This is a genomic window from Phenylobacterium sp., from assembly GCF_028290885.1.
GTDB lineage: Bacteria > Pseudomonadota > Alphaproteobacteria > Caulobacterales > Caulobacteraceae > Phenylobacterium.
This window is the reverse complement of record NZ_JAQGIZ010000260.1, coordinates 1-14,152: the sequence shown is the minus strand read 5'-3', so window position 1 is coordinate 14,152 and position 14,152 is coordinate 1. Positions and strand designations below refer to the sequence as shown.

Sequence of the window (14,152 nt, the reverse complement as noted above, 5' to 3'; positions counted from 1 at the left end):
GGATCGCCCCGCAGTTCACCGCCACGAAGGGCTTGCCGCCGCGCTCGGACGATCCGTGCACGGCGCGCGCGATGACTTCCTTGCCGACGCCGCTTTCGCCGGTGATCAGGATCGGGATCGAGGACCTGGCCGCCCGCTCGCCCAGCCGCTTGACCATGGTCATGGCCGGCGACGCGCCGATCAGGTCGTCGAAGCTGGTGCGGCCGCTGGCGTGCTTCTTCAGCCGGTCGACCTCGCCCTTCAGCGCGCCCATGGACAGCGCATTGCGAATCGAGACGATGATCCGCTCCGGCGCGGCCGGCTTGATGAAGAAGTCCATGGCGCCGGCCTGCATGGCCTGCACCACGGTGTCGATGCCGCCGGTGGCGGTGACCACGATCACCGGCTGGTTGAAGCCGCGGGCGCGCATCTCGACCAGGGTCTCCTGGCCGGAAATTCCAGGCATCACCATGTCGAGCAGCACCACGTCGGCCGGCGCGCCCAGCGCCAGGTGCTGGATCGCCTGGTCGCCGTTCTCGGCATGGGCGACCGCGAAGCCGTCGCGCTCGAGCACGGCCTGGATCAGTCGACGCTGCGTCGGGTCGTCATCGACGACGAGAACCGTTTTAGCCATATGAAAACACCCACCGATACCGGCCTCCGCCTCATGGAACGGGGGCTCCTGTTGTCGCGAATTGATACAGCAGAGGCGTAAAGGCCGCGTTTCGGAGAGCTGAGTCAGGTGTTAACGGCCGGGGTCCGGCGCGGCGCCATCCGGCGCGGGATTCGCCGGGGGATCGGTGAGCATGAGGGTCGTCAGGTCGGGCCGCGCCGCGGGGGCGACGCCCGGATCGGCCACGGTGTAGGAAGCCTGGATGCCGGCGCTTTCCGCGGTGGCGACAACAGCGGGCGCGACCGGGCCATCCGCGCAGCGCAGGTTCGCCTCGAGGCCGCGCAGGAACCCGCGACGAGCGAAGCCCGCCATGGTCGCGTTCATCAGCTCATGGTCCTGGTGGTCGGCGCGGGTGAGGAACCGCACCACGCCGCGGTAGGGCACCATGCCGCGCACGGCGCCGATGGCCTGGCGCATGACCAGGGACCGCTCCTTGCGCGGCTGGTCGGCGTCGGCGCCCAGCACCGCGTCGAGGGCCTTGATCTCGGCGGGGATCGTCTCGCAGGCCGGGGCGGCCGGCGCGCGGTAGGGATCGGCCGCCACCGCCTTCAGGAACGCGGGGACCGCCGGGCCTCTCAGGCCCAATCCCTGGGTCTCGCCGGGGCGGACCTCGGCCCGGCAGGGGAGGCCCGCAGCGGCCAGCGCGCCCGTCAGGGCCAGCCCTGCAACGCTTCGAAGCGGTCGCCGCATCGCGGTCGTTTCCTCCACCCTTGATAACTCCAAGCTGCGTCCAGGGTTCATCCCCTGGCCCCTTTGCAGCCGAACTGTCATGAAGCCGCGCCATGGTGCGGCTTTTCGCTGCCGGGGCGTCTCGCCAAGATGTTGAATTCAAGATTTGCGGCTGCTGCAGCCACGCTCGCGGCCGCGCTAAGCCTGTGCGCGGCCCCCGCGGAGGCCCGCAACGTCATCATCTTCGTGGCCGACGGCCTGCGCTCGCACAGCGTGACGCCGGAGGTCGCGCCGGCCCTGGCCGCGGTCCGCGCCGAGGGCGTCGACTTCGAGAACAGCCACTCGCTCTATCCGACCGTCACCACCCCCAACTCATCGGCGATCGCCACCGGCCACCTGCTGGCCGACACCGGCGACTTCGGCAACACGATCTTCGTCGACAAGCCCTTCCCGCCGCCGTTCGGCTCGGCGATCGCCGGGATCGAAGACGACGACATGCAAAAGGTGATGAACCAGCGCTACGCGGGCAACTACCTGGGCGAGACGACCCTGCTGCAGGCCGCCCGCGCCAAGGGCTATGCGACCGCCGCCATCGGCAAGCACGGCCCGACAGCCATCCAGGACGTCACCTCGCGCGACGGCCTGGGGACCATCGAGATCGACGACGACACCGGAGGGCGCGACGGTGGGCACGGCATTCCGCTCGCGCCCGAGATCACGGCGGCGATCAAGGCCGCCGGCCTCGAAACCCTGCCGCCGGACCGCGGCCTGAACGGCGGCGGCGGGGCGTTCAACATGCCGGGCGTGCTGGTGGCCAATGTCGAGCAGCAGGACTGGCTGGCGGCCGTGGCGACCAAGGTGCTGCTGCCGCGGTTCAAGGCGCAGGGCCGGCCCTTCGTGCTGGTGTTCTGGTCGCGCGATCCGGACGGCACCCAGCACGGCCAGGGCGACAGCCTCAATACGCTCGAGCCCGGCATCAACGGCCCCACGTCGAAGGCCGCGATCCGCAACGCCTCGAACGATCTGCAGAAGCTGCGCGACGCGCTGAAGGCGCTGGATCTCGACGGTGACACCGACATCGTGGTCACCGCCGACCACGGTTTCTCCACCATGTCGCGGGAGAGCCCCGGCAGCGCCGCCGCCAGGTTCACCTACCGCGACGTGAAACCGGGCTTCCTGCCGCAGGGGTTCCTGGACATCGACATGTCGATCGGGCTGAAGCTCAAGCTGCACGATGCGGCCGGCGTCGAGGTGCATCCCGAGCAGGGCTCCTATCCGAAGCACGGGTCGCTGCTGGGCCCGGATCCGACCCATCCGCAGATCGCCATCGCGCCCAACGGCGGGTCGAGCCTGATCTACCTGCCCGGTCCCGATGCGAAGACCCTGGCGCCGAGGGTGGTCGAGTTCCTGACCGGCCAGGACTACGTGGGCGCGATCTTCGTCAATGACGCCCTGGGATCGATCCCGGGCGCGCTGCCGATGAGCAAGGTCGGGCTGATCGGCTCGGCGCGCACGCCGCAGCCCTCGATCGTGGTCTCGTTCAGGAGCTTCTCCACCGGCTGCGCCGAGCCGGAGATGTGCGGGGTGGAGGTGGCCGACAGCAGCCAGCAGCAGGGCCAGGGCATCCACGGCGCCTTCAGCCGCGCCGACACTCACAACTTCATGGCCGCCATCGGACCCGACTTCAAAACCCGGTTCGTCGATCCCGCACCGGTCAGCAACGCCGACTGGGCCAATACCCTGGCGCATATCCTTGGCCTGCAACTCTCGTCGAACGGGCAGGCGAAGGGCCGGGTGATGGCCGAAGCCCTGAAGGACGCAGGCGCGCCGCCCGAGAGCCGGCCGATCGTCCTGAAGTCGGAACCGGCAGCCAACGGCTTCACGACGGTGCTGAACGCCCAGGAGGCGGCGGGGAAAACCTACTTCGACGCCGCCGGCATGCCGGGCCGCACGCTCGGCCTGAAGCCGTAGCGCTCTGGCCTCAATTTCGGCGCGGCCGGTGACCGGGTTTGGCCTGGTCGCCGATGCGCCAGCCGGCCGGGCAGGGGCCCATGTGGAGGAAGTGGCGGGTCTCGCGAACGGTTATGGGCGAGGGGTCAGCGGCGGTTCGGAAGTAGAAGAGCTCGGTGAGGCCGAAGTTGAGCCGGAAGTCGTGCTCCAGGTCGCCGATGGCGGCGGCGCTGACGGCGAACGGGCGTCCATCGGCCACGCAACGCAAGACCCATCCGTTCGGCTTGACGATCGGCGAGGTGGTGTCGGCACAGGCCTTGCCGTTCACCTCGGCGCGGGCGCGAACAAAGGCCTCGCGCAGGGGCGTATCGGCGCAAACATAGACAGCGGTCCGGACGGCGCCGGCGTCGCCGATCACCTCCACCCGCCACAGCTGCGGCGGATCGATCGTCTGTTGCCGGGCAAGGATCGTGGTCTCGGTCTTGGGGTCGCCGTCGCAGGCGGCGAGGCTGAGAAGCGCCAGAACGGTCAAGGCCAGGGGTGCGCCTGCGCGTGGCCGCTGAAAGCGATAGAGGCGGTGACTAGCGATAGATCGGCGAGACAATGATCGCCTGCATGTGGTGCTCCGACTCGACCGGGACGTAGATCGGCGGCATGCCCTCGGCGGGGGCTGGCGACTGCGCCTTCCAGGCCCCATAGGCGGCCAGCACGATCGCCCCAGCCATGACGAAGGTCCCGATGTCCTGGCGCTGGAAGTCCGGCGCGGGGCGGCGCAGCGCCTTGATGCGCTGCTCGAGGGGATGCGGCGCGGCGCCGGCCAGCCAGTGGCAGCCGAGCGGGGCGGCGATGGCGCCGAGCTGGGTCTTCAGCAAGGTCTCGGCGTAACGGCGCTTCTGGCCCGAGCGGTGCGCCAGCACAGCGGCGTCGCAGGCCAACTCCTGGTCGAGGCGGGCTTCGCGCGCCCCCAGATGGACCAGCGGGTTGAACCAGCTCAGGCACTGGGCAAGCGCGATGAGGCCGTTGATGCGCGGGTCGCCTCGGTCGATGTGGGTACGTTCGTGAGCGCGGATCAGGACGCGTTCTTCAGGCGAGTACCGGGTCGCGGCGTCAGCCGGCATGACGATGCGGGGCGCGAAGAAGCCGGCGACCGCGGGGCCGGCGAGGCCGCGGCGGGCCAGGTCCAGGAACCGCAGCTGCCAGAACGCCACCAGCGCCGCGCCGAGCAGCGCGCCGGTAAGCCAGAGGCCCAGCAGGGCCACGGCCGGGGCCTGCATCAATTGCTGGGAGGCGTCATAGATCGGGTCGAAGTGCGGGCCGTCGCCGGGCGGGAAGATGCGCGTGGCCGCCGCCGCGGGCAGCAGGGCGAAGGCGGCCGCGGCCGGGACGCAGGCCCACAGGCAATAGGCGATCTGCGGCCCGAAATGGCGACGCACGGCCGGGCGGACCATCAGCACGACCAGGATCGCGCCGGCGGCGGCGAGGTTCAGGTGGATGAGCGCGACGAGCAGCTCATTCGCCATCGTCGAGGCCTTCGATCAGGCGCTTCAGCCGCGCCACCTCGCCGGGCGACAGGTTCCGGTGCTTGGCGTAGTGGGCGACCAACGGGGCAAGCTCGCCACCGAACAGCCGGTCCAGCAGCCCCTGGCTCTCGCCCTGCACATAGTCCTCGCGGGTGACCAGCGGGCGGTAGCGGGCGCGGCCCTCGCTGCGCTCCGAGGCCAGCGCCTTCTTCTTCAGCAGGCGGTTGATCAGCGTCTTGACGGTGGCCTCGCCCCAGCCCTGCGGCGCGCCGACCTCGGCCACGATCTCGTCGGCGGCGAGGGGCCCTTTGCGCCACACCGCATCCATCACCTGGCTCTCGGCCGCCGATATGCGCGTCATGGCTCTGCACCCGTCCTAATCGACGGATAGTTACAGTCGTAAATTTATCCGTCAAGTCACTGCTTCGGGAGATTGACACTCCAGCCCCGGTCGGGCCTCTCTGTGAATTACACGTGTAATTCTCTCGGGGGCGACATGATTGCGGACAAGGGCGGGCCGGCGGCGAGCGCCGGCCATCGGCGGGACATCGACGGCCTGCGCGCGGTGGCCGTCCTGGCGATCGTCGCCTACCACGCCTTCCCACTATGGGTTCCCGGCGGCTTTGTCGGCGTCGACGTCTTCTTCGTCATCTCCGGCTTCCTGATCACCGGGATCATTGCCCGGCAGCGGGACGAGGGACGGTTCTCCTACCTGGCGTTCTACCTGCGGCGCGCACGGCGGATCGTGCCGGCCTACGTCGTGGTGCTGGCGGCGATCGCGGCGCTCTCGTGCTGGCTGCTGCTGCCCAACCGCCTGACCTGGGTAGGCGGTCCGCTGGCCGCGTCGGGCCTATTCCTGACCAACATCGCCTTCACGACCGCCTACGGCTACTTCACGCCGGGCGCGCAGCAGAATCCGCTGCTCCACCTGTGGTCCCTGGGCGTCGAGGAGCAGTTCTACCTCGTCTGGCCGCTGCTGCTGGCCCTGCTGTCGCTGACCGCGCAGCGCTGGGTGAGGCTGGCGGCGGCCGCCGGCCTGATGATCCTCTCGCTCGCCGCCGCGCAATGGCTGATCGGCCACAACGGCTCGGTGTGGGCCTTCTTCCTGTTCCCGACGCGGGCGTGGGAGTTCCTGGCTGGCGGCTTCCTGGCGCTCGCGCCGAGGTTCGCGCCTCGCGGCCCGGTCAGCGCGAACGCGGCCGGCGTTGTGGGCCTGGCGCTGATCGTGGGTTCGGTCGCGCTCCTGAACGAAGCCACGCCCTTCCCCGGCCTCTCGGCGGTTCCCTCCTGCCTGGGCGCGGCCCTGGCGCTGTGGAGCGGGATCGGCCGGAATCCGGCCGCGACTGCGCTGTTGCGAAGCGCGCCGGCGGTCGGCGTGGGCCTTGTCTCCTATTCCCTCTACCTCTGGCATTGGCCGGCGCTGATCTTCGGCAAGGAGTATGCGCAGCGCGAACTGCGGCCCCTGGAGATCGCGGCGCTGCTGGCGCTGAGCGCTGCTCTGGCGGTGACGACCTGGCGGTTCGTGGAACAGCCCTGGCGTCGCCGCCCCGCGCCGCGCCGCGGCCGGGCGCTCGCGCTCACACTGTCGCCGCTGTTGGTCTTCGTGGCGCTCGGTGCGCCGATGTATTTCACCCATGGTCTTCCCGCACGGCTCTCGCCCTCGGCGCGCCAGGCGGCGGAGATCGAGCACACGGACATCAACCCGCGGCGCGAGGAGTGCTTTACCGCCGGCAAGCCGGTCGCGCCGAACGGCTGCCGCTACGGCGCGGCGGCCGACGCCAAGGACTATGACGTGTTGGTCTGGGGCGACTCGCACGCCGACGCGGCGACTCCCGGGATCCTCGATTGGGCCAAGATGCGGGGCTGGAGCCTGCGCGAGGTGGCGCTCGGGGGCTGCCCGCCGCTGATGGATGCGCGGGCTATGGCGCCCAAGGTCGGCGAGCTGAAGGGCTGCCGCGCCTCCGCGGGTCTGGTGATGCGCGAGATCGCCGCCGATCCGAAGCTGAAGCTGATCGTGCTGGCGGCGCGCTGGCCGCTCTACGATGGCGACACGCCGCACTACGACGCAGGCAATCCGCCGATACGCGTGCTGGACGCCCGGACGCCGCGCGACCGCGTCTATCCGCTGGACGAGGCCCTGACCCGGACCCTGGCCGCCATCGCCGCCACCGGGACCAAGGCGCGGGTGGTCGTGTTGGGGCCGGTCCCCGAGCTTACGTTCTCGCCATCGTCTTGCGTGGCCATGGCTCGGCATCTCCACAGGGCCGAGTGGCGCTGCTGGGACGCGCCGGCGACCCTGCCGCTATCCCGCGCCCGGCCGGCGGAGGCGGCCATTGCCCGCGCCTTGGCCGGCGCGCGAGAGGTGCGGACATTCTCGCCGTCGGGACGGCTTTGCACCGAGACGAGTTGCATCACCGTCCTGCGCCGTCGGCTGCTCTATTTCGACGACGACCATCTGAGCGCCACCGGGGCGCGGATGCTGGTCCCGGGCTGGCTGGACGCCGCGCTCAGCCCACCCGCACCTGCGCTGGCCCTGCGGTCATCCGGCCTACGATCGCCGATGCGCTGAACCCGCGGCTGCGCGCCAGGGCGAGCACGGCCTCCGCCGCGTCCGGCGACACGGCGATCAGCAGGCCGCCGCTGGTCTGGGGGTCGGTGAGCAGGTCGCGTTTCCAGTCCGGCAGCCCCGCCCCGGTCCGCACGTCCTCGCCATAGCTCGCCCAGTTGCGCGTCGAGGCGCCGGTCCGGATGCCGGCTCGCGCCAGGTCCTCGACGCCGGCCAGCAGCGGTGGATCGGCGGTGATCTCAGCCGCGAGCCCCGATCCCCGGCAGATCTCCAGCGTATGGCCCAGCAGCCCGAAGCCGGTGACGTCGGTGACCGCGTGCACGCCGGCCGTGTCGCCCAGCTCGCGCCCGACAGCGTTCAGCTGGGTCGTCGAGGCGATGAGGGCCGCATAGCCCGCCGCGTCGAGCCGCTCCTGCTTGAAGGCCGCGCTGAGCACGCCGACGCCCAGCGCCTTGGTCAGGATCAGGACGTCGCCCGCCCTGGCCGTGCGGTTGGTCAACACCTTGTCGGGATGGACGAGGCCCAGCGCCACCAGGCCGTAGATCGGTTCGACGCTGTCGATGGAGTTGCCGCCGGCCACCGGCACGCCCGCCGCCGCGCAGACCGAGGCGCCGCCCTCGAGGATCGCGCGAATGGTCTCGGGCGCCAGCTTGTCGATAGGCATGCCGACGATAGCCAGGGCCAGGATCGGGGTCCCGCCCATGGCGTAGACGTCCGACAGCGCATTGGCCGCCGCGATCCGTCCGAAATCGAAGGGATCGTCCACCACCGGCATGAAGAAGTCGGTGGTCGCCACCAGCGCCTGGGTGTCGTTCAGCCGCCAGACGGCCGCATCGTCGGAGGTGGCGGTCCCGACCATCAGGTCCGGGAAGGCGGCTGTCGCGGGCATGCCCTTGAGGATCGACTGCAGGACCGCCGGCGCCAGCTTGCAGCCGCAGCCGCCGCCGTGCGCCAGGGAGGTGAGGCGGACGGTTCCCTTGCTGGCTTCTTGGTGGCCGGCTTCCTGGGGGCTGGCTTCCGGCGAATTCGCTGTCATAGGCTCGATCTTATCGCGGCTTGTCGCCGAACCGGAGAGTTCTTCGCGTGTCCGCCATCGAGATCCTTGAGACCGCCGACCCGGAGAGCCTCGCCCGGTACGACGCGATCATCGACGCGCGCAGCCCCGCCGAGTTCGCCGAGGACCATGCGCCGGGCGCCGTCAACTTGCCGGTGCTCACCAACGAGGAACGCGCCGAGGTCGGGACGATCTACGTTCAGGAATCACGCTTCCGCGCCCGGCGGATCGGCGCGGCCTACATCGCCCGCAACGTCGCCCGCCACCTGGAGACGGCGCTCGCCGACCGGCCGGGGTCGTTCAAGCCGCTGATCTACTGCTGGCGTGGCGGCCAGAGGTCGAACGCCATGGCGATGATCCTCTCCCAGGTCGGCTGGCGCACCACGGTGCTGTCAGGCGGCTACAGGACCTGGCGGCGGCATGTCACGGCCCGGCTCTACGACGCCTCATGGCCCCTCAGGCTGGTGCTGGTCGACGGCTATACGGGGTCCGGCAAGACCGAGGTGCTGCAGAAGCTGGCGGCACGCGGCCAGCAGGTGATCGACCTTGAAGCCCTCGCCGCCCATCGGGGCTCGCTGTTCGGCGGGCTGGCGGACCGGCCGCAGCCTTCGCAGAAGATGTTCGAGTCGCGCCTGCTTGGCATCCTCCACGGACTCGACCCGGACCGGCCTGTGATCGTCGAGGCCGAGTCCAGCAAGGTCGGCGAACGGATGATCCCGCCGGCGCTCTGGCAGGCGATGGCCGCGGCGCCGCGGGTGGAGCTGTCGGCGCCGGCGCAGGTGCGGGCGGCCTATCTGGTGCGGGCCTATCGCGACATCGTCGAAGACCGCGCCGCCCTCGACGAAGCCCTGCGGCGGCTGCCGACGCCGCCGGGCCGCAAGCGGCTACAGGCCTGGGGCGAGCTCGCCGACGCCGGCGACTTCGAGGCGCTGGCCCTCGCGCTCATGGAGCTGCACTACGACCCCGCCTACCGCCGCGCCAGCCGCAAGGGCGCGCGGCCCAGCCTGGGCGTCCTGGAGCTCGCGGGCCTGGAGGCCGCCGCCCTGGACGCCGCCGCCGACGAGATTGTCCGGCGCGTGGAAGCCTTCGCCGCGCGCTGAAAGAATGCCGACGCGGGCGCGCGGCCGTGTGCTAGAAAGCGCCTTCACCCGAACGTCGCGCCCTGCCGGCCGGGTTTCTCGGCGGCTCCGCTCGCCAGGCCGCGCCCCGCGGCTCCGGGAAGATGGGACGCCGCCATGAAGACCTACCAGGGCACGATGACGCCGATCCGGCGCGATCTGACCGATCCGCGCTCGTCGGTACGGCCCAGCCAGACGTCGAGGGCCCCGCTGCTCAACGACCGCCGCAGCACCCGCTGATCGCCAACCTAGGAAGGAGGCCCGCATGGCCAAGAGTCAGAAGAAGTCCAACAAGGAAATCCGAAAGCCGAAGCAGCCGAAGGCCAAGCCGGCGGAGACGGTCTCGGTGCTGAATCCCGCGCACAAGAAGAAGTAGGACGACGGCGCCGCCCGAGTTGACGCTGCGGACCGCTTGCCCGCGTCCGCAGTCCGGGCATAGTGCCTCCAAGGCCGAGCTCTACGGCCAGGGAGGGCGACCATGAGGTTCATCAATCTGGGCTTGGCCCTCGCGCTGGCCGCCACGGTCGCGGCCTGCCAGAAGCCCGCGCCCAAGCCCGGCGCCGTGGATGGCGCGCGGATCGCCGCGGCCGACGGCAACGCCGACTGGGTTTCCTACGGCAAGGGCTATTCCGAGCAACGCTTCAGCCCGTTGACCAAGGTCGATACCAAGTCGGTGGGGCAGCTCGGCCTTGCCTGGTACGCCCAGTTCGACACCGACCGCGGCCAGGAGGCGACGCCCCTGATGGTTGACGGCGTGCTCTACACCACCACCGCCTGGTCGAAGGTCTACGCCTTCGACGCGGCGACCGGCGCGCCGAAATGGTCCTACTATCCCAAGGTCGCCGGCGCAAAGGGCTTCGACGCCTGCTGCGACGTGGTCAACCGCGGGGTCGCGGTGTGGAAGGGCAAGGTCTACGTCGGCGCGCTCGACGGGCGGCTGATCGCGCTCGACGCGGCCACCGGCAAGCCGGTGTGGTCGGTGCAGACCACGGATCCCAAGAAGCCTTTCACGATCACCGGCGCGCCGCGCGTGGTGAAGGACAAGGTGCTGATCGGCAACTCCGGCGCCGAGTACGGCGTGCGCGGCTATATCTCCGCCTATGACGCGGCGAGCGGCAAGCTCGTCTGGCGCTTCTACACCATCCCGAACCCGACCGGCGCGGCCGACGGCGCGGCCTCCGACAAGGTCCTGAAGGAGAAGGGTCAGTCCACCTGGCCCGAGGGCGCCTGGAAGCTGGTGGGCGGCGGCGGCACCGTCTGGGACGCCATCGTCTACGACCCGGCGCTCGACATGATCTACTTCGGCGTCGACAACGGCACCCCCTGGAACCAGGAGCAGCGCTCCGGCGGCAAGGGCGACAACCTCTTCGTCTCCTCGATCGTGGCGGTGAAGGCCGACACCGGCGAATACGTCTGGCACTACCAGGTGAACCCCGGCGAGAGCTGGGACTACTCCGCCGTCCAGCCGATGATCCTGGCGGACCTGACCGTCGCCGGGACGCCGCACAAGGTGTTGATGCAGGCGCCGAAGAACGGCTTCTTCTATGTGATCGACCGGACCAACGGGAAGTTGCTCTCCGCCAAGCCCTACGTGCCGGTGACCTGGGCCTCCAGCATCGACCTGGCGACCGGCCGGCCGGTGGAGAATCCCTCGGCGCGCTACAAGGACCAGGTCGAGCTGCAGATGCCCTCGTCGTTCGGCGGCCACAACTGGCACCCGATGTCGTTCAGCCCGAAGACCGGCCTAGTCTACATCCCGGCGCAGACGGTGCCGTTCGCCTATCAGAACGATCCGAATTTCGTCTACAAGCCCGGCGGCTGGAACCTGGGGATCAACCTGCTGGCCAACGCCGCGCCGATGACGCCCGAACAGCAGAAGGCGCTGGCGGCGCAGGTGAAGGGCATGCTGATCGCCTGGGACCCGGTGCAGCAGAAGGCGGTGTGGACCGTCCAGCATCCCTACTTCTGGAACGCCGGCGTGCTGACCACCGCGGGCGGCCTGGTGTTCCAGGGCGCCGCGGAGGGCCAGTTCTATGCCTACGACGCCGCCAACGGAAAGCAGCTGTGGGCCTACCCCACCGGCAACGGGGTGATCGCCGCGCCGATGAGCTATGAGCTGAACGGCGAGCAGTACGTGGCCCTGATGGTGGGCGCGGGCGGGGCGGGGCAGATCTCCTCGCCGGCCCTGCTGCCGCAGCGGCCCAGGCTGCCGGGCCGGCTGCTGGTCTTCAAGCTCGGCGGGACCGCCAAGGCGCCGCCCTTCGTGCTGCCGGCCCAGCCGGAGGTGGACCTCTCGAAGGTCTCGACCACCGGCGATCCCAAGCACGGCTACGTGGTCTTCAATAACAACTGCCAGGTCTGCCACGGCGCCAACGCCACCGGCTCGTGGCTGCCGGACCTGAAGCGCTCGCCGATGATCACCACGCCGGCCGACTTCAACTCCGTGGTGATGGAGGGCGTGCGCGCCCACAACGGCATGGTCAGCTTCTCGCGGTTCCTTAAACCCCAGGACGTGGAAGACGTCCGCGCCTTCCTGATCAGCCAGGGCAAGGGCGAGCCGCTGCCGGGCGCCGCGGCCGTAGCGAAGACCGCGGTGGGCGCGAAGTAGGCTACCGCAGCACTGCCGCGAACTGTTCGGCGATCCAGTCGGCCTGCGCGTCGGTGAGGATCAGCGGCGGGGCGATGCGGATGGTGTGCTCGTGGGTCTCCTTGGCGAGCAGGCCGCGGGCCTGCAGGGCCTCGCAGACCCGCCGCGCGCCGCCGGCTTCGGCGTGCAGCTCGACGGCCAGCATCAGGCCGCGGCCGCGCACGTCCTTGACGCTGTCGGCGCGGATCGAGGCCAGCGAGGCCTGCAGGCGGTCGCCGACCCGGGCGGCGTTCTCGATCATGCCTTCCTCGACCAGCACCCGAAGCGCCGCGCGCGCCACCGCGCAGGCCAGCGGATTGCCGCCGAAGGTCGAGCCGTGCTCGCCCGGATGCAGCACGCTCATCACCTCGGAGTTCGAGAGCACCGCGGAGACCGGGTAGAAGCCGCCCGACAGCGCCTTGCCGATCAGGGTCAGGTCCGCCTCGACCCCCTCGTGCTCTTCGGCGAGCAGCTTGCCGGTGCGGCCAAGGCCGGTCTGGATCTCGTCGAGGATCAGGATGACGTCGTGCTCGGTGCAGAGCTCGCGGGCCCGCTTCAGGTAGCCGGCCGGCGGGATGATCACGCCCGCCTCGCCCTGGATCGGTTCGACCAGGAAGGCCACGGTGTTGGGCCCGATGGCGGCTTCCAGCGCCGCCGCGTCGCCGTAGGGGACGACCTTGAAGCCGGGCGCGAAGGGGCCGAAGCCGCCGCGCGACTGCGGGTCGGTGGAGAAGCCCACGATCGCCACGGTGCGGCCATGGAAGTTGTCGGCGGCGACGATGATCTCGGCCTGGCCTTCCGGCACGCCCTTGACCTCGTAGCCCCACTTGCGGGCCACCTTGATGGCGCTCTCGACGGCTTCGGCGCCGGAGTTCATCGGCAGCACCTTGTGCGAGCCGGTGAGCGCACAGAGCTCCTCGTAGAAGGGCGCCAGCTGGTCGTTGCGGAAGGCGCGCGAGGTCAGGGTCAGCCGCCCGGCCTGGGCGACCATCGCCTCCAGGATCTTCGGGTGGCAATGGCCCTGGTTCACCGCCGAATAGGCCGAGAGGCAGTCAAGGTAGCGGTTGCCCTCCACGTCCCAGACGTGGACGCCCTGGCCGCGGGTCAGCACCACGTCGAGGGGCTTGTAGTTCTTCGCGCCGTAGAGCGCCTCGAGCGCGATCAGGTCGGCGGTGGGCGAGCGGTGCAGGGCGATGTCGTTCATGACGGCCTCATTCGGCGGCGAGGATGGCGGGTTGCGGCTGGCTCGTCCGGTCGAGGCGCAGGGTCATGCAGTAGGCCGCGCCGCCGGAGAGGATGAAGGGATCGAGGTCGATCTCGGTGAGGCTATAGCCCCCGGCCAGGAGCTTGCCGCGCAGCGAGGCCGGCGCGCGGGCCATGATCACCCGGGCGTCGAGGTTCACGGCGTTGACGCAGAAGGCCTCGGCTTCTTCGGCGGTGGCCTCGATGCGCTGGGCCTCCGGCACACGCTCGCGGATCGCCGCCTGGGCGGCGGGCGTGAAGGCCGCCGGGTAATAGAGCACCTTGCCGCCGGCCAGCGGGCAGAAGCAGGTGTCGAGGTGGTAGAAGCGGTCGGACGCCAGTTCGAGGCCGACGACCTCCTCGCCGAAGGTCCGGCCGATGGCGGCGACCGAGCTCTTGCTGGAGCGCGGCCCGTAGCCGACCCAGAACAGCCGCCGCTCGGCGTCCCAGATCGAGTCGCCGGCGCCCTCCTGGAAGACGCCGTCCGGCAGGTCGACGATCTCCCGAATCAGGCCGCGGGTCTTCAGCCGGGCGAAGACGGAGCGGAAGACCGCCTCCTCGCCCTGGCGCTCGGGATGGCGGAAGCGGGCCAGCAGGACGCGGCCGTCCAGCACCACCGCGGCGTTGGCCGGGAACACCAGGTCGGGCAGGCCGCGGACCGCGCCGATGGTCTCGACCTGGGCGCCGGCGGCCTTCAGCGCGGCCTTCAGATTCGCCGAGGCGAGTTGGGCGGCAGCCCGGTGCTCCGGCCGCCA

Annotated in this window: 13 protein-coding genes; 5 read left to right on the top strand and 8 right to left on the bottom strand. The window is 70.4% G+C overall.

Going from position 1 to position 14,152, the window contains the following annotated elements; translation table 11 throughout:
* Window positions 1–613 (bottom strand): response regulator (locus JWP28_RS17435; protein ID WP_299544908.1); only part of this gene is annotated, 613 nt, incomplete at its 3' end.
* 111 nt (window positions 614–724) lie between these two features.
* Complete coding sequence (locus JWP28_RS17430) at window positions 725–1,342, bottom strand: hypothetical protein (protein WP_299544907.1); 618 nt, start codon at window positions 1,340–1,342, stop codon at window positions 725–727.
* Window positions 1,343–1,471: 129 nt separating this feature from the next.
* On the opposite strand from JWP28_RS17430, the gene JWP28_RS17425 reads away from it, so the two are divergent.
* Window positions 1,472–3,292, top strand: coding sequence for an alkaline phosphatase family protein (locus JWP28_RS17425; protein WP_299544905.1), 1,821 nt, complete (start codon window positions 1,472–1,474; stop codon window positions 3,290–3,292).
* A 10-nt stretch (window positions 3,293–3,302) separates the two neighbouring features.
* On the opposite strand, the gene JWP28_RS17420 is transcribed toward JWP28_RS17425, so the two are convergent.
* From JWP28_RS17420 to JWP28_RS17410, 3 genes are read right to left on the bottom strand one after another with little or no spacing between them, the layout of a single operon-like run.
* Window positions 3,303–3,803 carry a hypothetical protein gene (locus tag JWP28_RS17420; RefSeq protein ID WP_299544903.1) on the bottom strand — a complete coding sequence of 167 codons (501 nt, stop codon included), beginning with the start codon at window positions 3,801–3,803 and terminating at the stop codon, window positions 3,303–3,305.
* A 49-nt stretch (window positions 3,804–3,852) separates the two neighbouring features.
* Entirely contained in the window at window positions 3,853–4,791 is a 939-nt protein-coding gene (locus JWP28_RS17415) for a M56 family metallopeptidase (protein ID WP_299544902.1), read from the bottom strand.
* Complete coding sequence (locus tag JWP28_RS17410; protein ID WP_299544900.1) at window positions 4,781–5,152, bottom strand: BlaI/MecI/CopY family transcriptional regulator; 372 nt, start codon at window positions 5,150–5,152, stop codon at window positions 4,781–4,783. The genes JWP28_RS17415 and JWP28_RS17410 overlap by 11 nt, the downstream gene beginning before the upstream one ends.
* Before the next feature lie 135 nt (window positions 5,153–5,287).
* Here JWP28_RS17410 and JWP28_RS17405 point away from each other — a divergent pair, with 135 nt between their 5' ends.
* The gene (locus JWP28_RS17405) at window positions 5,288–7,360 is read left to right on the top strand and encodes an acyltransferase family protein (RefSeq protein WP_299544898.1); all 2,073 of its coding nucleotides are present in this window, start codon (window positions 5,288–5,290) and stop codon (window positions 7,358–7,360) included.
* Here JWP28_RS17405 and selD read toward each other — a convergent pair.
* Complete coding sequence (selD, locus tag JWP28_RS17400) at window positions 7,299–8,393, bottom strand: selenide, water dikinase SelD (RefSeq protein ID WP_299544896.1); 1,095 nt, start codon at window positions 8,391–8,393, stop codon at window positions 7,299–7,301. The two genes, JWP28_RS17405 and selD, sit on opposite strands and share 62 nt — an antisense overlap.
* Window positions 8,394–8,440: 47 nt before the next feature.
* On the opposite strand from selD, the gene mnmH reads away from it, so the two are divergent.
* The 3 genes from mnmH (at window position 8,441) to JWP28_RS17385 (ending at window position 12,137) form a co-directional block, all read left to right on the top strand.
* Complete coding sequence (gene mnmH / locus JWP28_RS17395; protein ID WP_299544895.1) at window positions 8,441–9,511, top strand: tRNA 2-selenouridine(34) synthase MnmH; 1,071 nt, start codon at window positions 8,441–8,443, stop codon at window positions 9,509–9,511.
* A 135-nt stretch (window positions 9,512–9,646) separates the two neighbouring features.
* Entirely contained in the window at window positions 9,647–9,769 is a 123-nt protein-coding gene (locus JWP28_RS17390) for a hypothetical protein (protein ID WP_299544894.1), read from the top strand.
* A gap of 238 nt (window positions 9,770–10,007) precedes the next feature.
* Window positions 10,008–12,137: a PQQ-dependent dehydrogenase, methanol/ethanol family gene (locus tag JWP28_RS17385; protein WP_299544892.1), complete on the top strand. Its 2,130-nt coding sequence runs from the start codon at window positions 10,008–10,010 to the stop codon at window positions 12,135–12,137.
* Between the two features lies 1 nt (window position 12,138).
* Here JWP28_RS17385 and rocD read toward each other — a convergent pair whose 3' ends face one another.
* Window positions 12,139–13,359: an ornithine--oxo-acid transaminase gene (gene rocD / locus JWP28_RS17380; protein WP_299544890.1), complete on the bottom strand. Its 1,221-nt coding sequence runs from the start codon at window positions 13,357–13,359 to the stop codon at window positions 12,139–12,141.
* A 7-nt stretch (window positions 13,360–13,366) separates the two neighbouring features.
* A partial coding sequence (locus tag JWP28_RS17375; protein WP_299544889.1) for an arginine deiminase-related protein occupies window positions 13,367–14,152 on the bottom strand: 786 nt, incomplete at its 5' end.